Annotated in this window: 14 protein-coding genes and 1 other annotated feature; of the genes, 11 read left to right on the top strand and 3 right to left on the bottom strand. The window is 30.6% G+C overall.

Annotated elements, in window-relative coordinates; translation table 11 throughout:
- Positions 1–112: 112 nt before the first annotated feature.
- The 6 genes from glpK (at position 113) to I4U58_RS00810 (ending at position 7,572) form a co-directional block, all read left to right on the top strand.
- On the top strand, positions 113–1,630 hold the full coding sequence (glpK, locus tag I4U58_RS00785) for a glycerol kinase GlpK (protein WP_195928980.1): 1,518 nt from the start codon (positions 113–115) through the stop codon (positions 1,628–1,630).
- A gap of 83 nt (positions 1,631–1,713) precedes the next feature.
- Positions 1,714–2,427, top strand: a complete 714-nt coding sequence (locus tag I4U58_RS00790; RefSeq protein WP_195928982.1) for an MIP/aquaporin family protein — start codon at positions 1,714–1,716, stop codon at positions 2,425–2,427.
- Positions 2,428–2,708: 281 nt separating this feature from the next.
- The gene (locus I4U58_RS00795; protein ID WP_195928984.1) at positions 2,709–4,145 is read left to right on the top strand and encodes an NAD(P)/FAD-dependent oxidoreductase; all 1,437 of its coding nucleotides are present in this window, start codon (positions 2,709–2,711) and stop codon (positions 4,143–4,145) included.
- A gap of 13 nt (positions 4,146–4,158) precedes the next feature.
- Entirely contained in the window at positions 4,159–5,418 is a 1,260-nt protein-coding gene (locus I4U58_RS00800; protein ID WP_195928986.1) for an FAD-dependent oxidoreductase, read from the top strand.
- A 2-nt stretch (positions 5,419–5,420) separates the two neighbouring features.
- Positions 5,421–5,807, top strand: coding sequence for a DUF1667 domain-containing protein (locus tag I4U58_RS00805; RefSeq protein ID WP_195928988.1), 387 nt, complete (start codon positions 5,421–5,423; stop codon positions 5,805–5,807).
- A gap of 268 nt (positions 5,808–6,075) precedes the next feature.
- Positions 6,076–7,572, top strand: coding sequence for a metallophosphoesterase family protein (locus I4U58_RS00810; protein ID WP_195928990.1), 1,497 nt, complete (start codon positions 6,076–6,078; stop codon positions 7,570–7,572).
- A 176-nt stretch (positions 7,573–7,748) separates the two neighbouring features.
- Here the strand turns inward: I4U58_RS00810 and I4U58_RS00815 are convergent, their stop codons facing one another.
- Together I4U58_RS00815 and I4U58_RS00820 are read right to left on the bottom strand one after the other, a co-directional pair.
- Entirely contained in the window at positions 7,749–9,149 is a 1,401-nt protein-coding gene (locus tag I4U58_RS00815; protein WP_195928992.1) for an NAD(P)/FAD-dependent oxidoreductase, read from the bottom strand.
- 51 nt (positions 9,150–9,200) lie between these two features.
- The gene (locus I4U58_RS00820; protein ID WP_195928994.1) at positions 9,201–9,878 is read right to left on the bottom strand and encodes a DNA alkylation repair protein; all 678 of its coding nucleotides are present in this window, start codon (positions 9,876–9,878) and stop codon (positions 9,201–9,203) included.
- A gap of 542 nt (positions 9,879–10,420) precedes the next feature.
- On the opposite strand from I4U58_RS00820, the gene I4U58_RS00825 reads away from it, so the two are divergent.
- The 3 genes from I4U58_RS00825 to I4U58_RS00835 are packed head-to-tail and all read left to right on the top strand — an operon-like array spanning position 10,421 to position 14,617.
- The gene (locus tag I4U58_RS00825) at positions 10,421–11,278 is read left to right on the top strand and encodes a PRD domain-containing protein (RefSeq protein ID WP_195928996.1); all 858 of its coding nucleotides are present in this window, start codon (positions 10,421–10,423) and stop codon (positions 11,276–11,278) included.
- Positions 11,279–11,294: 16 nt separating this feature from the next.
- Positions 11,295–13,163, top strand: a complete 1,869-nt coding sequence (locus I4U58_RS00830) for a beta-glucoside-specific PTS transporter subunit IIABC (RefSeq protein ID WP_195928998.1) — start codon at positions 11,295–11,297, stop codon at positions 13,161–13,163.
- Between the two features lie 2 nt (positions 13,164–13,165).
- Complete coding sequence (locus I4U58_RS00835; RefSeq protein ID WP_195929000.1) at positions 13,166–14,617, top strand: family 1 glycosylhydrolase; 1,452 nt, start codon at positions 13,166–13,168, stop codon at positions 14,615–14,617.
- A 61-nt stretch (positions 14,618–14,678) separates the two neighbouring features.
- Here the strand turns inward: I4U58_RS00835 and I4U58_RS00840 are convergent, their stop codons facing one another.
- Positions 14,679–15,218, bottom strand: coding sequence for a TraR/DksA C4-type zinc finger protein (locus I4U58_RS00840; protein ID WP_195929002.1), 540 nt, complete (start codon positions 15,216–15,218; stop codon positions 14,679–14,681).
- A 411-nt stretch (positions 15,219–15,629) separates the two neighbouring features.
- Here I4U58_RS00840 and I4U58_RS00845 point away from each other — a divergent pair, with 411 nt between their 5' ends.
- Both I4U58_RS00845 and I4U58_RS00850 read left to right on the top strand, forming a co-directional pair.
- Positions 15,630–16,889 carry a S1 RNA-binding domain-containing protein gene (locus I4U58_RS00845; protein WP_195929004.1) on the top strand — a complete coding sequence of 420 codons (1,260 nt, stop codon included), beginning with the start codon at positions 15,630–15,632 and terminating at the stop codon, positions 16,887–16,889.
- An 83-nt stretch (positions 16,890–16,972) separates the two neighbouring features.
- On the top strand, positions 16,973–17,686 hold the full coding sequence (locus I4U58_RS00850; RefSeq protein ID WP_195929006.1) for a phosphatase: 714 nt from the start codon (positions 16,973–16,975) through the stop codon (positions 17,684–17,686).
- Between the two features lie 101 nt (positions 17,687–17,787).
- Positions 17,788–18,006 (top strand) — a binding site (T-box leader).
- Positions 18,007–18,015 lie beyond the last annotated feature (9 nt).

Below are 18,015 nucleotides of genomic sequence, written 5' to 3' on the forward strand. Positions count from 1 at the left end.
GGACAGACATTAATTTAGGGATATTATATATGACTATTTAAGTACAACTAGTCTATATAATTATATATATTTTTATTTATAATGTATAAGGTTTAGAAGGAGGATTTTGAATATGTCTAAATATGTAATGGCGCTTGATGCAGGTACAACTAGTAACAGATGTATTATTTTTAATGAAAAAGGAGAAATGTGCAGTGTAGCACAAAAAGAATTTACTCAATACTTTCCAAAACCAGGTTGGGTTGAACATGATGCAAATGAAATATGGTCATCTCAATTAGGTGTAGCTGTTGAAGCTATGGCTAAATTGGGAATAGGTGCAGATGATATAGCAGCTATAGGTATAACAAATCAAAGGGAAACAACTGTAGTTTGGGACAAAAATACAGGAGAACCAGTATATCACGCAATAGTTTGGCAGTGTAGAAGAACTTCAGAATACTGTGATACTTTAAAAGATAAAGGATTAACAGATAAATTTAGAGAAAAAACAGGTCTTATAATAGACGCATATTTCTCAGGAACAAAATTAAAATGGATACTAGATAATGTTGAAGGCGTAAGAGAAAGAGCTGAAAAAGGAGAATTATTATTTGGTACTGTTGAAACTTGGTTAATATGGAAATTAACTAAAGGTAAATCTCATGTAACAGATTACTCTAATGCATCTCGTACATTATTATTTAACATAAAAGATCTAACTTGGGATAAAGAAATATTAGAAGAATTAAACATACCAGAATGCATGTTACCAGAACCAAAACCATCAAGCTGTATATATGGATATAGTGATGCGTCATTCTTTGGTAAAGAAATACCTATTGCAGGGGCAGCAGGAGACCAACAAGCAGCATTATTCGGTCAAACTTGCTTTAATCCAGGTGAAGCAAAAAATACATATGGAACTGGATGCTTTATGTTGATGAATACAGGAGAAACTCCAGTTTATTCTAAAAATGGATTAGTAACAACTATAGCATGGGGCTTAGATGGAAAAGTTAATTATGCTTTAGAAGGTTCTATATTCGTTGCAGGGGCATCTATACAATGGTTAAGAGATGAACTTAGAATAATAGATTCTGCTCCAGATTCAGAATATATGGCTAAAAAAGTTAAAGATACTAATGGTTGCTACGTAGTACCTGCATTTACAGGTTTAGGTGCGCCTCATTGGGATCAATATGCAAGAGGAACAATAGTAGGTTTAACTCGTGGAGTTAACAAATACCATATAATAAGAGCTACATTAGAATCATTAGCTTATCAAGTAAATGATGTATTACAAGCTATGAAAGCTGACTCAGGAATTGACTTAGCTGCACTTAAAGTAGATGGTGGTGCTAGTGCCAATGATTTCTTAATGCAATTCCAATCAGATATAATAAATGCACCAGTTAAAAGACCTTGTTGTGTAGAAACTACAGCTATGGGTGCTGCATATTTAGCAGGTTTAGCAGTAGGATACTGGGGTAGTAAAGAAGACGTAATTAAAAACTGGGCAATAGATAAAGTGTTTACTCCAGCTATGGATGGAGAAGATAGAGAAGAAAAAATCAAAGGATGGAACAAAGCAGTTAAATGCTCATTTGGATGGGCTAAAGAAGATGAAGAAGCAACTTCAGAAGCATAGAAATACTTACGAAATTTAAAAAATACCAATGATAAGAATTAAAATTAAATAATATGAGTTAAAATAAGAAGGGGGAATATGTTATGTTAGCATATATAGCAGAATTTTTAGGTACTATGATTCTTATAATTTTAGGGTGTGGAGTTGTTGCCAATGTAAACCTAAATAAATCAGGTATGAAAGGTGCAGGACCTATCCAAATAACATTAGGTTGGGGGCTTGCAGTTATGATTCCCGCATATATTTTTGGTGCAGCATCAGGCGCTCACTTTAATCCAGCATTAACAATAGCACTAGCTTTAGATGGCACAATTTCTTGGTCAGTAGTTCCAGGATATATAATTGCTCAATTTGCAGGAGCATTTTTAGGTGCTTGCTTAGTATATGTATTATTTAAAGGTCAATTTGATGCAACAGAAGACGGCCCAACAAAAAGGGGGGTATTCTGTACAGCACCATCAATAGAAGACAAACCTTTAAACTTCTTAAGCGAAATTATAGGGACTTTTATTTTAGTATTTGCAATTAAAGGTATCAGTAATGTAGCAGGAGCAGGAGATATAGGACTAGGTAACATATTTGTATTTGGTATAATCGTTTCAGTAGGTATGTCATTAGGTGGTTTAACAGGATATGCTATCAACCCAGCTCGTGATATCGGACCAAGACTTGCACATGCATTATTACCAATCGAAGGTAAATGCGACTCTGGTTGGGGATATGCAATAGTTCCATTATTAGGACCAATAGTTGGTGCCATCATAGCTGTATTAGTATATGGAGCAATTCCATGGTAGAATAACACTGTTAAAAAGATATCATGGAAAAATGTTACAATTTTATTGTAATAAAAATTAATTTAAAGTATTATATAAGTGAGGAACTTTTGTAGCTTATACAAAAGTTGCTCATCTAGTTTATAAGAATAAAGAAAACGTATTCAAATGTAAAATTAAATATTAAGACTAGAGAATAGAGATAAAGTCAAGGAAATTAAAAGCCTATTAACGTAGGTTTTAATTTTCTTGGCTTTTTTAATACATACGAAAATTAATATTTAAAAAGGAGAATGGATTATATGTATGATGTAGTAATAATAGGAGCTGGTGTTTCAGGGAGTGCATCAGCAAGAGAATTATCAAGATATAAAGTAAATGCTTGTGTTATAGAAAAAACAGAAGATGTGTGTTCAGGAACATCAAAAGCAAATAGTGGGATTGTTCATGCTGGATTCGATGCTCCAGAAGGTTCATTAATGGCAAAACTAAATGTAGAAGGAAATTTAATGATGGAGGAGTTATCTAAAGAATTAGATTTTCCGTTTAAAAAGAATGGATCTTTAGTAATTTGCCTATCAGAAGAAGATATGCCAAAGTTAAAAGAGTTATATGACAGAGGGATAAGAAATGGAGTTAAAGAATTAAAAATATTAAATAAAGAAGAAGTTTTAGAATTAGAACCTAATATAACAGACGATGTTTACGCTGCATTGTATGCTCCTACTGGTGGTATTGTATGTCCTTTTGGTCTTAATATAGCACTTGCAGAAAATGCAAATACAAACGGTATAGAATTTAGATTTAATACAGAAGCTCAGGATATAGAAAAGATAGATGGTGGATTTATAATTAAAACAAATCAAGGGGATATAAAAACAAAATATATAGTTAATGCAGCAGGAGTTTATGCAGACAAGTTCCACAATATGGTAAGCCAAAATAAAATAAATATAACAGCAAGAAAAGGTGAATATTGCTTATTAGATAAGACTGCAGGAAATCATGTTTCAAGAACAATATTCGCGCTTCCAGGAAAAATGGGAAAAGGTGTATTAGTTTCTCCAACAGCTCATGGAAACTTAATAGTAGGGCCTACATCAACTGATATAGATGATAAGGAAGGAGTTAATACAACTAGAGAAGGATTAGATACAGTTATAGGAAAATCATCAATGAATGTTAAAAATATTCCTATGCGACAAGTAATAACATCATTCTCAGGGCTTAGAGCTCATGAAGATAACCATGAATTTATAATAAAAGAGCTTGAGGATGCAAAAGGATTTATAGATTGCGCTGGAATAGAATCACCAGGATTGACAAGTTCTCCAGCAATAGGAAAAATGGTAGCAGATATATTAAAAGAAAAATTAAACTTAGAAGAAAACCCTAATTTTGTAGGAACTAGAAAAGGAATACTTGACCCAAATACATTGAGTTTAGAAGAAAGAAACCAATTAATAAAAGAACAACCTGCATATGGAAATATAATTTGTAGATGTGAAATGATTACAGAAGGTGAAATTATAGATGCAATACGTAGACCTTTAGGTGCAAAATCATTAGACGGAGTAAAAAGAAGAACTAGAGCAGGGATGGGACGTTGCCAAGCAGGATTCTGTTCACCAAAGACTATGGAAATATTAGAAAGAGAGTTGAGTATTTCTATGTTTGATATAACAAAGGCCGGTGGAGAGTCAAATATGGTACTTGGTTTAGTTAAAGATTCAATATAAGGGGTGAATGAGGATGAAAAATTATGATCTTGTAGTAGTTGGTGGAGGACCAGCAGGGCTTGCAGCAGCAATAGCAGCAAAAGAAAATAAAATAGATTCAATATTAATATTAGAAAGAGATAACGAATTAGGGGGAATATTAAATCAATGTATTCACAATGGTTTTGGACTTCATACTTTTAAAGAAGAACTAACAGGACCAGAATATGCAGATAGATTTATTCAAAGAGCGAAAGAACTAAACATAGAGTATAAATTAAACACTATGGTTATGGATATAGATAGCAATAAAACAGTAACAGCAATGAATAGAGAAGAAGGATTATTTACAATAGATGCAAAATCAGTAATTCTTGCAATGGGATGTAGAGAAAGACCAAGAGGTGCATTAAACATACCTGGATACAGACCAGCAGGTATTTATTCAGCAGGAACAGCACAAAGATTAGTAAATATCGAAGGATTTCTTCCAGGACGAGAAGTAGTAATACTAGGTTCTGGGGATATAGGACTAATAATGGCTAGAAGAATGACATTAGAAGGAGCAGATGTTAAAGTAGTTGCAGAACTTATGCCTTATTCAGGTGGATTAAAGAGAAATATCGTACAATGCCTAGATGACAATGATATTCCTCTAAAATTAAGCCATACAGTAGTAGATATAAAAGGTAGAGAAAGAGTAGAAGGAATAACTATTGCAGAAGTTAAAGATGGAAAACCAGTTGAAGGAACAGAAGAATTCTATTCTTGTGATACATTATTATTATCTTGTGGACTTATACCAGAAAATGAATTATCTCGTGAAATAGGAGTAGAAATAAACCCTATAACAAATGGACCATGTGTAAATGAAAGCTTAGAAGCTAGTGTTGATGGTGTGTTTGCTTGTGGTAATGTGTTACATGTTCATGATTTAGTTGACTTTGTTTCACAAGAGGCAGCAACAGCAGGTAAAAATGCAGCTAAATATATACTTCAAGGAAAGAAAGAATCTAAAAAAACAATAGAGATAAAAGCAGTTGATGGAGTTAGATACACAGTTCCAAAAACTATAAACGTAGAGAATATGGATGATGAATTAACTGTACGTTTTAGAGTAGGGAATGTATTTAAAAATGCCTATATATCAACTTACTTTAATGATGAAAGAGTTGGGCACAAAAAACGTAGAGTTATGGCACCAGGAGAGATGGAACAAGTTGTTCTTAAAAAAGAAGAACTTGAAAACTTTACAAATTTAGATGATATAACTATAAGAATTGAGGAGGCTTAATTATGGGAGCTGTAGAAGTGAGTAATAAAATCGAATTGATTTGTATAGGATGCCCTTTAGGCTGCAATTTAACTGTTGATATGGATGGTTCAGAAGTTGTTGAAGTAAAAGGAAACACTTGTAAAAAGGGAAAAGAATACGCAGTAAAAGAAGTAACAAATCCAACAAGAATAGTTACTTCTATTGTAAGAGTTAAAAATGGAAATATAGCAGTAGTTTCGGTTAAAACTAAAGAAGATATTCCAAAAGCAAAAATACACGACTGTATAAAAGCGCTTAAAGATGTAGAAGTTGAAGCGCCTATAAAAATAGGTGATGTATTGGTATCAAATATTGCTGGAACAGGTGTGGATATTGTATCAACTAGAAATATAAGAAAAAAACAATAGAGATTTAGAATAAATAGTGTTAGAACATAATATCTAACACTATTTTTTTGATACAAAATAAATAGCTATATGAATAAAAATTCGACTTGAATAAAATACTATAATTGAAGTTTATTAGAAATATTAAGAGAATGTTAAGTTAATTAAGTACATTTTAAATCTATCTTAAGTTTGTTGAATACTTTATAACTTGGATTTATACTTAATTACATCATAACAAAGTAGTATATATTGATAATATTACAACTGAAAAGGGTGAGTCATAAATATGAAAAGAAGAAATTATCTTATATCAATAATTATTGCAGTTATGATAATTACATCATCTACAAATGTATTTGCTGTAGACAATAATAGCTGGACAGATGCGACAAAAACATCACAAGGCCAGAGTAAAAAGTGGAGTGAATGGTGTGACAAATGGGAAAAAATAAAAAACTCTCCAACACAAATGTCATTATCACCAGGTAGTGATGAAACACAACTGAATTTTGCATGGTATTCAAAAACATGTGAAATAAAGCCGAACTTGAAAATAAGTGATAATCCAGAAATGAAAAATTCTACAGCATTACAAGTCACAACAACAAATGCAACAGAAGGATTCAAAAGCAATAAAGCAACAGCAACAGATTTAAAACCAAATACTAGATATTATTATAGCTATACAATCAATGGGAAATGGACAAAACCAACACTATACCAAACTAAAAACTCCAAGAGATATAGTTTTGCTTTTGTTGGAGATCCACAAATAGGTGCATCATGGAGATGTATGCCAAAGGATTTGAGCGAAGATGAAATCCAGGATAGAGCAGTTAGAAACGACAGCTTTAACTGGAATAATACTATCGAAAGCATTATAAAAAGAGATTGTAACATAAGTTTTATAATATCATCAGGAGACCAAATACAATCGAGAGATAAAGGTAAATCTAATGCTTTATACAATAAAAATGAAATTGAATATTCAGGGTATTTAAGCCCATCACTATTAAAATCAATGCCTGTAGCAACTACGATTGGAAATCATGATTCACCAAGCGGTAACTATTCATACCACTTTAATACTCCAAACCAAAGCGGACTAGGGCAGACAACAGCAGGCAGTGATTATTATTATAGATATGGAAATACTTTATTTATAATATTAAATAGCAATAGTAAAAAATTTTCTGAGCACAAAGAATTTATAGAAAATGCAATAAAACTAAACGAAGATGCCACATGGAGAGTAGTATCAATGCACCACGATATATATGGCTCTGGAGAACATTCTAGCTCACCTAAATTAACTAGAATGAGATATAAAATCGTACCAATATTAGAAGCAAATAATATAGATGTTGTATTAACAGGGCATGACCACATATATTCAAGATCATATATATTAAAAGGTGCAAAGCTGGATGAATCATCTATGATTACTGAAAAAGACTATGAAAAATATACAAATGGAGAAAAAGAAAAAAATGAACAATATGAAAATTATATGAGGTCTATAGAAGACGATTATGCAGTAACAAATAAATCATTTATGGTAGTTAAAAAGCCTAAAGGAGTTTTATATCTTACTGCTGATTCATCTACAGGAAGTAAGTATTATAATTTATCAGAAAAACAAGAAGCCTATATAGCATCAAGATGGCAGGAAAGTGTGCCAACGTATTCAATAATAGATGTCACAAATAAAACATTTACAATAAATACTTATAGAACTGATAATAATAAAAAAATAGATTCATCATTTACAATAAAAAAATAAATTTAAAAGCAATTATCTAAAAGACTTATAAATTTAAAAAGATGCATGTGAGATAAATATTTATCATGCATCTTTTTTATTATTTAAAGTAATAGACGAAGTCGTTGGTGTTATGAATGAAGTGAATTTTAAGCAACGGACAAAGTCGTTGGCGTCATGAACGAAGTGAATTTTTTCTATTTATTTAACTTTGAAAGTATGCTATTTGCGACGCTAAGTCCATTGGCAGATGCTTGTTGTAACCCTCTAGTAACAGACGCACCATCTCCCATAGCACGAAGATTTTTAACACTTGTTTCAAAATCTTTATTTACAATTACTTTATTAGAGTAAAATTTGACCTCAACTCCATAGAGTAGAGTTTCATCACTTGCAATGCCGGGAGTAACTTTATCCAATGCTAAAATCATTTCTTTTATATCGACCATTATTCTATGAGGTATAACTAAAGATAAATCACCAGGGACTGCATCTTTAAGTGTAGGAATTAAGTTATTTCTACAAAGTCTTTTTTCTGTAGTTCTTCTTCCTCTTTGAAAATCACCAAAAGTTTGGACTAATATCTTGCCATCACACAGCATATTGCTAAGTTGAGCGATTTGCTTACCGTATTCTATCGGTGTTTTAAATGGTTTAGTAAAGTTTTTAGATACTAATAGTGCGAAGTTTGTGTTGTTAGTTTTAAATTCTTTTGATTTATATGCGTGACCATTTACAACAGCTAGCCCATCTTCATAATATTCAGTAGCGACTTCACCTGATGGATTAGTACAAAATGTTCTAACCTTATCGTCAAATGTAGGCGTATAGTATACCAATTTAGCCTCATATAGGTTTTTGTTTAAAAATTCCATAACTTCATCCCTAACTTCAACACGAACACCAATATCTACAGTACCTACTTGGGTCTCTATATGGTGTTTTTTACATATATTTGAGAACCATTCAGAACCTTCACGACCGATACCACTGACAATTTCATCACCAAAGAATTGTCGGCCATCATCTAAAATAACACCTTTTGCAACATTATCTTCTATGATAATATCATCAACCATAGTGTTGAAAATCATCTCAATACCAGCTGACAACAAGTGTTCTTGAAGTTTGGAATATATTTTATATCCCTCTTCAGTACCCAAATGTCTAATTGGACATTCGATTAATTTTAAGTTAGCATTTATAGCTTTTCTTCTTATTTCAGTAATTTCTTTTGCTTTATCGATGCCATAAACTTTAGTATCAGCACCGAATTTTAAATATATAGAATCAGATTCTTTAATAAGTTCAATAGTTTTATCATAGCCTAAAATTTCAGGAAGATTTCCACCTACATCTGGAGATAGTGATAACTTACCATCAGAAAAAGCCCCAGCACCTGCAAATCCAGTAGTTATAGAACAGGGTTTGCATCCAACACATTTTTTAGTTTTACGTTTAGGGCAATTTCTTTTTTCGATAGGTCTGCCTTTTTCAATCATTAATATATTTAGATTTTTGTTGTTCTCAATTAATTCATATGCACAGAAAATCCCGGAAGGCCCTGCACCTATAATAATAACGTCGTATTTCTTCATAGAAAATACTCCCTTTGTATAAAATGAAATTTATATTATTTAAGATAAAAATTATCTTTTCATCGATTTAATTATAGCCTTCATATCTTTATCAACACGAAGAGACTCACATATTTTTTGTAGTGATTTATTATATGTGAAATCATCTAATTTATTATTTTTAAGATAATTCATAGTTTTTTCCTCAAATTTTACAAAACACAGTGATATAGCCCAAGCAACAGCCATTTTTACATAATAGCCTTCATGTTTAACCTCGTCTAAAGTTTCTAAAATAAGATCTATGTAGTCTTCTGTAATGTAGTAATTTAAAATAATTACAACAGCAAATCGAATTTCAAATTCTTTATTTGATTTAAGATAGGGTTGTATAAATTCCCAAACTTTTTCCTTATTTTTATTTACAAATTTAAGGCTATTGCAAAAACTATCGCAAATAGCCCAATTATCTATCTTTGGAACAAAGCTTTCAATATAGTTTAATTTTTCATCAACATCACATTTTGCATATGCTATTACAAGGCCATTAATCATGACTTCTTCATAATAATCATTACTTGAAGTTGCTAAAAAATCTTTCCAATCCCCTTTGGCAATTTCTTTAGCAATTTCTCTTAACTTTGGCAGTCGAACTCCGATTATATTATCGGTATTTGGGCATAATCCGCTGTGAAATTTTTTATATTTCTCATCAGATAGTTCAAATAATTTATCTTTTAGGTTATTCATTAAATCACCTCGTTATGTTAATCTTTTACAAGAAAATAGTAGCATAAGATGTTTAAAATTTATAGCATATTGAGGTAAAGAATAAAAAGATTGTGTAAAATAAAACCTAATATATGAACCATTGTATGATAGTAAGTGCAATATGATATATTTTAAAATGTTAAGTTAGAACTATAAAAAATTATATCTTAAAAATGGTAAAAAAAGTTGCATTAAAGCCGAAAATTATATACAATAAATATATACATATAGTGCCCAGTTATTTAAATGTATTAATTATTTACCAAGAAGAAGGTGATTTTCACCTTCTATTTTTTTGAAAAATTTTTAGATGATTTTAGGCATAATTTATTCGAAAATTTAAAATATAATTGACACAACAAACTATATTATGGTAATATTCTTATTAGAAATGAGGAATGTTACTAATTACTAGGCATAACCAAATTCTTATTTATAGATGAATCTAAGTAATCTTTATAAATGGAGAAGAGGTGTGTCTTTTTTTATGCAATCAATTAATAACTGTGGGGGGATGTAATATGGAAATTTTAAGAGTTTATAATAATAATGTAGCAGCTGTCTTACAAAATGGTGATGAAATGATTGTTTCAGGCAGAGGAATATGTTTTCAAAAAAAGAAAGGCGATGTAATCGATGAAACTAAAATAGAAAAATATTTCACACTAAAAGATAAATTTGTAATATCACGTGTTGAAGAGTTACTTCAAAATATATCAACAGAATATTTAGACATAGCAGATGAGATTATAAAGATGATAAAAGAAAACTCTGACTTAGAACTTAGTGAAAATATCTATATTACATTAATAGACCATATTAGTTTATTTATGGAACGAGAAAAAAAGAACATATCTTTTGAAAATCCTCTATTAATGGATATAAAACATATCTATAGAAAACAATATGATGTAGCAAAAAAAGCTAGAACTATAATTGAAAATCACTTTGATATACGAGTATCAGATGATGAGGTGGGATTTTTAACCTTACATATAGTAAATGCATCAATGAATGAATCTTTTAATATTACTATGCGCGCGCCAAAGTTGATTCAAGTAATATTAGAAATTATTAGAGTTCATTTTGATATTACATTTGATGAAAAATCAATTAGATATGAAAGATTTCTTAGACATCTACAGTTCTTTGTCAGAAGAGTTTTAGATGAGAGTCTAATACAAGAGGAGGATACATTTTTATATAATATGAGTAAAAATGCTTATCAAGAAGCTATAGATTGTGTAAATAAGATAGCATTATTTATAGAGCTTAATTACAAAAAAAATGTAACAAAAGCAGAGATGGGTTATCTTGCATATCATATAGTTAATATAGTCAAAGAATTGAAACCAGAAGAATATTTTAATATAAAATAAGAAGGGATGAATAAGAATGGACTATAGAAAGATATCTACCGAAATATTAGAGTGTATAGGCGGTGAAGATAACGTTTCACACTTTGAACACTGTTCTACTAGATTACGTTTTACATTAAAAGATGTTAACAAAGTTAAAGTTGGTGAATTAAAACAAGTTAAAGGCGTGCTTGGGGTTGTAATGGGTGTACAATGTCAAGTTATAATCGGAAATAACGTTGTTGAAGTTTATGATGAAATATTAAAAATAGCATCATTTGATACAAAAAACTCTAGTGAAGAAACTAACAAAGATCAGAAGTTAGGGGCAAGAATTATGGACTTTGTGATAGGGGTATTTCAGCCACTAGTGCCTGCAATCGCTGGAGCAGGTGTATTAAAATCTATAATATCATTATTAGTATTATTAGGGGTTTTAAATAATACTAGTGTAGCATACACAGTTTTTAATAATATAGGTGATGCAGCACTATACTTTATACCATTGCTCGTAGCTAATTCAGCAGCTAAAAAATTAAAATGCAATCAAATGGTTGCGATAGCAGCAGTAGGAACATTGTTATTGCCTAATATAACTGCACTTCTTGCGACAGAAGGTGGAGTTAAGTTATTCGGTCTTACATTAAAGAATATAGCATATGCTTATCAAATTTTCCCAGCTTTACTAACTATATTCTTACTAGCATTTGTAGAAAAATTCTTTAATAAAATTACACCAAAACCAATACGTATATTCTTTGTACCAATGATGTGTTACATAATAGTTTTACCTTGTACATTATTATTCTTAGGACCACTAGGATATAATATAGGTACTTTATTAACAACATTAATATTAACAATTTATGCAAAAGTAGGGTTTATAGGGATAGGATTGTTTGCGATGTTATTACCATTATGTGTTGCAACAGGTATGCATAAAGCATTCCTTCCATATGCTATATCAACTTACTCAGAAGTAGGAAAAGAGTTTATTTATATGCCAGCATCATTAGCACATAATATAGCAGAAAGTGGAGCTTGTTTTGCTGTTGCAATTAAGTCAAAAGATACAGAGACTCGTTCAACAGCAGTATCAGCAGGTATATCAGCATTATTTGGAATAACAGAACCAGCACTTTATGGTCTTACACTTCAAAATAAAAAAATATTAGGAAGTGTTATGATTGGGGCAGGAATATCAGGTTTATTTTTAGGACTATTTTCTGTAGAAGCATTTGTTGTAGTTGGGCCAGGACTTGCATCTATGTCAATGTTCATAAATCCAGACAATAGTATGAATTTTATGTATGCAGTAATAGGTTTTGTAATAGCATTTGTAATTTCATTCATAGCATCTATAATATTATATAAAGAAGAAACTGCAACAAATGCTAAACAAGAACAAACAAGCAAAGTACAAGAAAATAATGATGTAATAGAAGAGGATGTAACTTTAGAAAGTCCATTAACTGGAGAAATGATAAATATTGAGGATGTAAATGATGGAGTGTTTGCAGGAAAAATACTTGGAGATGGAATTGCGATAATACCATCAGAAGGTGTTTTAAAATCACCAGGTAACGGAAAAGTAAGTATGATAGCAGATACAAAACATTCTATAGGATTAACTTTAGATAATGGGACAGAAGTATTAATGCATGTAGGATTAGATACAGTAAAATTAGACGGAAAATATTATAATGTTAAAGTATCAAATGGACAAACTGTAAAAACAGGAGACAATCTAATAGAATTCAATATAAATAAAATAAAATCAGAAGGTTATGAATTAACTACGCCAGTAATAGTAATTAACGGTGATAAATATTCAATTGCAAATTCAAAAACAGGTCCAGTTAAAGCTGGAGAAATATTATTTGATGCTATAAAGATGGAGGCTTAAATATGGGATTTCAACAAGGATTTTTATGGGGTGGCGCAGTAGCTGCCAATCAATTAGAAGGAGCCTGGGATGAGGCTGGGAAAGGGTTATCAGTAGCTGATGTTGCAACTTATAAACCTAATGTAGATGTAAAAGAATATAAAAAACATGTAGAAGTTTCTTTAGAAAAAATAAAAGAAGCAATGGCAGATAAAGATACAACTTATTATCCAAAAAGAAGGGGTATAAATTTTTATCATACATATAAAGAAGATCTAGCATTATTTGCAGAAATGGGATTCAAAGTATTACGTGTTTCTATAGCATGGAGTAGATTATACCCAACAGGAGAAGAATTAACTCCAAATCAAGAAGGGGTAAAATTCTATAAAGACATGTTCAAAGAAATGGTAAAACTTGGAATTGAACCATTGGTTACACTATCTCATTATGAAATGCCTCTTGAATTAGCATTAAAATATAATGGTTGGAATGATAGAAGTGTAATTGATATGTTTGTTAGATTCTCAAAAACTTGTTTTGAGGAGTTTGGAGAATATGCAAAATTATGGTTAACGTTTAATGAAGTTGATAGTATAATACGTCATCCATTTACAACAGCGGGAATAATACCAGAACTATGTGATGGAGATGAAATAAAATGTTGTTACCAAGCATTACATCATCAATTTGTTGCAGCAGCAATAGTTACTAAAATGTGTCATGAAATTATACCTGGCAGCAAAATGGGATGCATGCTTACAAAGCTAATGACTTATCCTAGAACTTGTGCTCCAGAAGATGTTTTAGCAACACAAGACAAAAATTTAGATAATAACTTCTATGCAGATGTAATGGTATTGGGTGAATATCCTAGATTAAAAACTGTTCAATTAAAAAATAATGGACATTATCCGAAAATGGAAGAAGGAGATTTACAAATTTTAAAAGAAGGAACAGTAGACTTCCTATCTTTTAGTTATTATATGACAATGACTGAATCAGTTGATCCAGATGCTGAAAGGGTACCAGGAAATACAGTTCTTGGAGTAAAAAACCCATATTTAAAATCTAGTGATTGGGGGTGGCAAATAGATCCTATAGGTCTTAGAATATCTCTTATAGAACTATATGACCGTTACAGAATACCTCTATTTATAGTTGAGAACGGAATAGGTGCAAAAGATGTGGTAGAAGATGATGGAAGTATACATGACCCATACAGAATAGACTATTTTAGAGCACATTTCAAAGAAATGAAAAAAGCAGTAGATGCTGGTGTTGAGTTGATGGGGTATACTAGTTGGGCACCAATAGACTTAATAAGTGCTTCAACTTCACAAATAACAAAAAGATATGGATTTATATATGTAGACCAAGATGATTTAGGAAACGGCTCACACGAGAGAAAGAGAAAAGACAGTTTTTATTGGTACAAAAAAGTAATAGAAACTAACGGTGAAGATTTAGATTAATTATTAAGATAAAAAGTATAGGATTATAAAATTTAGTCCTATACTTTTTAGTTATAAATTATTAATTGCTATAAAATAAATCATCTTTATCTCTAGGGCCATTTTGATTTGCTGATGAACCATTTTTGTTCAAGTCAGTTAAATCTGTAACATATTCTGAGTAAAAATGAGGATCTCTATTTATATTATTAGAATCATAATGCTCTGTGTTATCATATCTTGAATATGTTTCAGTTTCTTGTGCGCAGTGGGCACAAAGTTTTGTTTCTGGCAAGATATCGAGTCTTTCTGATTCTATTTTGTTATGACATCTTTCGCAATATCCAAATTCATCATTATCAATTTTATTTAGTGCATCATTGACTTTATCTAATTGGTATTGTTGATGGTCTGTTAAACTATTTTGCATATCGTTCATATAAACTTCAGTACCAATATCTCCTGGATGGTTATCATAACTAGATAATTCACCAGAACTATATCTTTCACTAGTGTGACGCGATGTATTACCAAATAGCGTATTATCCTTCATTTCTGATATTAAATTTTCGAGTTCTACCTTTTCTTTTTTTAATTGTTTTTTATAATTATTTGAGTCCATATTATCATCCCTCGCATAAAATATTTATTAAAAATGTCGATTCTATTATATGGAGTATTCAAAATCATATACCCGGGGATAATAGTAAAAAATATATTGTTTTTTAGGCTCTTAGAATCAAAAATGTCATAAATAAAAAAATAAATATACCAACTTTTTACAGATCGATGTAAAATTATGAAAAATTTAGTATAATATTAAGGTATAACAAAATATATATTTATTTTTTGGCAAGTGTTTTGTCGTTTGCAAATTAAAAAAATAATATTACAGTATAAACATAAATTATTTGTAACACAAATAAAATTTATGTATAAATTTTGTAATAAAACTGTAGGTATTTTAACGATTAATGGTATAATAATACTTATAGGATTAATAAGATAAACGTGTGAAAGGATGTATTATAAAATGACTAATGAATTATCAATGCAAGAGCTGTTAGACCAACAAGAACAACAGTTAGACAAATTAAAAGTAGGGGAACTTATAACAGGAACTATAACTAAAGTAACTCATGATGCAGTTGTACTTGGTTTAGATTGTGGATTTGACGGAGTAATCATATCAGACGATTTAAATATAGAAAAGGGCAAAGAAGTTGCTGATGTTTATAAAGTTGGCGACAAAGTATCTGCTGTTATAACTAAAGTATCTCCTAAAGATGGTACTGTAAGATTATCAAAAGTATTAGCAGATAAAGAACAAGACTTAAAAGATGTAGAAGCAGCATATAACGAACATAAAATAGTTACTGCATATGTTGAAAAAGCTATACCAAGAGGTGTATTTGCAAAATACAAATCAATTCAATTATTTATACCAATATCTCAAATAGACACTAAATTTGTAAACGATACAAAAGAATATGTTGGTGCAAATTTAGAAGTTTATATAATAGAATTCAACACAAACAGAAACAAATATGTTGCATCTCATAGAGAAGTATTACAAGAAAGAATAAACGTAGAAAGACAAGAAAGAAAAGAAAGAGAAAAAGCAGAAAGAGACGCAGAAAGAGCTAAAGTTAAAGCTGAAAGAGATGCAGAAAGAGCTAGGGTTAAAGAAGCTAGACAAAACATATTCGATTCTCTTGAAGTAGGACAAAAAATACATGGTAAAGTAACAAAAATAATGCCTTATGGAGCTTTCATAGATATCGGTGAAGGTTTAGAAGGATTAGCTCATATAAACAACTTAGCTTGGAAAAGAGTAGAGTCTGTTGAAGATGTAGTTTCTGAAGGACAAGAATTAGACGTTTATGTATTAGAAGTAAATAAAGAAAATAATAGAATAGCTTTAGCAGTAAAAGATATAAACAACGATCCATGGCAATTAATAGCTAAAGAAGTTGCTGTTGGTGATGTTATAACTGGTAAAGTTGTTAGAACTATAGATAGAGGAGCTTTCGTTGAAATAAAAGAAGGTGTTGAAGCTTATTTACCAATATCTCAATTAAGCGAAAAAAGAGTTCCAACAGTAAGCAGCGTAGTAAATCCTGGTGATGAAATAGAAGCTAAAATATTAAACTTCCATCCAGAAGAAAAAAGAATGTTAATATCTATAAAAGAAGTTAATGCAGAGCCAGAAGAAGATTACACTCAATTTATGAAACCTGAAGAATCTTTAGGTGCTACAATTGGCGACGCTATAAAAAAAGCTGGAAAATAATAATTAAACATTAAAATAAGAGCTGTCTCAGTATTGGGGCAGCTTGAATCATTTTATACTAAATATCATAGAGAGGAAGAATAATGAAAGCAATAATAGATATGCATACACATACTGTTGCAAGTGGACACGCTTACAGCACGATACATGAAAATATACAATTTGCTAAAAAACATGGCATGAAATTTCTTGGGACATCTGACCATGGTTCAACAATGACAGGCGGACCAGCAGAATACTTTTTTCACAATCTAAAAGTAGTTCCAAGAGAAATGGATGGCGTTAAAATATTAAGAGGTATGGAAGCTAATATACTTGATGTTAATGGAAATATAGACGAATTAGATTCAAAAGCTCTTGATGGTCTTGATTATCTAATAGCTAGTCTTCATATAGTATGTATAGAACCATCTACTAAAGAAGACAATACAATGGCAATACTTAACGTTATGGATAAAGAAAAAGTAAAAATAATAGGTCATCCAGATGACGCTAGATATGAGCTTGATTATGAAGCTATAGTAAAAAAAGCAAAAGAAAAAAATATATTATTAGAAGTAAATAATTCATCATTATCACCAAATACATCTAGAGAAGGCGCTAGAGAAAATATACTGAAATACCTAGAACTTTGTAAAGAATACGGTGTAAGAATAATAATGGGAACAGACTCTCATATATGTTATGATATAGGAGTTTTCCAATATGCAGAAGCAATAATTGAAGAAGCTAATTTCCCAAAAGAATTAGTAATCAATTATTGGGAAGATCAAATTATAGAATTTTTCGGAATTTAATGAATTGAAGAAAATATACAAAAACTTATTGACAATAAATGGTAAATAATATATTATTTTAATTAAGTTAAGAAAATACACAAAATAACAACAAAAACTAAACAAAGGCGTTGAGTAGAAGTAGTAGGAATTTATGAAACTTACAGAGAGCCAAAGTGTGGTGTGATTTGGCAGTGGATGAATCTGAACTTGTCTAGGAGCTGTTTACCTAGGGTAAAACGTTAGTCTACGTTATAAGGCATACAGTTTTAACTGTTACAGAGTGGGCTTTTTATAAGCTAACTAGAGTGGTACCGCGAGAATACAACCTCGTCTCTAATTTTTAGAGA

It is taken from the genome of Clostridium sp. 1001270J_160509_D11, assembly GCF_015667935.1.
Lineage (GTDB): Bacteria > Bacillota > Clostridia > Peptostreptococcales > Peptostreptococcaceae > Intestinibacter.

Coding starts and splice junctions, on each gene's coding strand:
- glpK (WP_195928980.1), top strand. CDS start 113: ATGTCTAAATATGTAATGGCGCTTGATGCAGGTACAACTAGTAACAGA.
- I4U58_RS00800 (WP_195928986.1), top strand. CDS start 4,159: ATGAAAAATTATGATCTTGTAGTAGTTGGTGGAGGACCAGCAGGGCTT.
- I4U58_RS00820 (WP_195928994.1), bottom strand. CDS start 9,878: ATGAATAACCTAAAAGATAAATTATTTGAACTATCTGATGAGAAATAT.
- I4U58_RS00845 (WP_195929004.1), top strand. CDS start 15,630: ATGACTAATGAATTATCAATGCAAGAGCTGTTAGACCAACAAGAACAA.
- I4U58_RS00815 (WP_195928992.1), bottom strand. CDS start 9,149: ATGAAGAAATACGACGTTATTATTATAGGTGCAGGGCCTTCCGGGATT.
- I4U58_RS00830 (WP_195928998.1), top strand. CDS start 11,295: ATGGACTATAGAAAGATATCTACCGAAATATTAGAGTGTATAGGCGGT.
- I4U58_RS00795 (WP_195928984.1), top strand. CDS start 2,709: ATGTATGATGTAGTAATAATAGGAGCTGGTGTTTCAGGGAGTGCATCA.
- I4U58_RS00810 (WP_195928990.1), top strand. CDS start 6,076: ATGAAAAGAAGAAATTATCTTATATCAATAATTATTGCAGTTATGATA.
- I4U58_RS00840 (WP_195929002.1), bottom strand. CDS start 15,218: ATGGACTCAAATAATTATAAAAAACAATTAAAAAAAGAAAAGGTAGAA.
- I4U58_RS00850 (WP_195929006.1), top strand. CDS start 16,973: ATGAAAGCAATAATAGATATGCATACACATACTGTTGCAAGTGGACAC.
- I4U58_RS00805 (WP_195928988.1), top strand. CDS start 5,421: ATGGGAGCTGTAGAAGTGAGTAATAAAATCGAATTGATTTGTATAGGA.
- I4U58_RS00825 (WP_195928996.1), top strand. CDS start 10,421: ATGGAAATTTTAAGAGTTTATAATAATAATGTAGCAGCTGTCTTACAA.
- I4U58_RS00790 (WP_195928982.1), top strand. CDS start 1,714: ATGTTAGCATATATAGCAGAATTTTTAGGTACTATGATTCTTATAATT.
- I4U58_RS00835 (WP_195929000.1), top strand. CDS start 13,166: ATGGGATTTCAACAAGGATTTTTATGGGGTGGCGCAGTAGCTGCCAAT.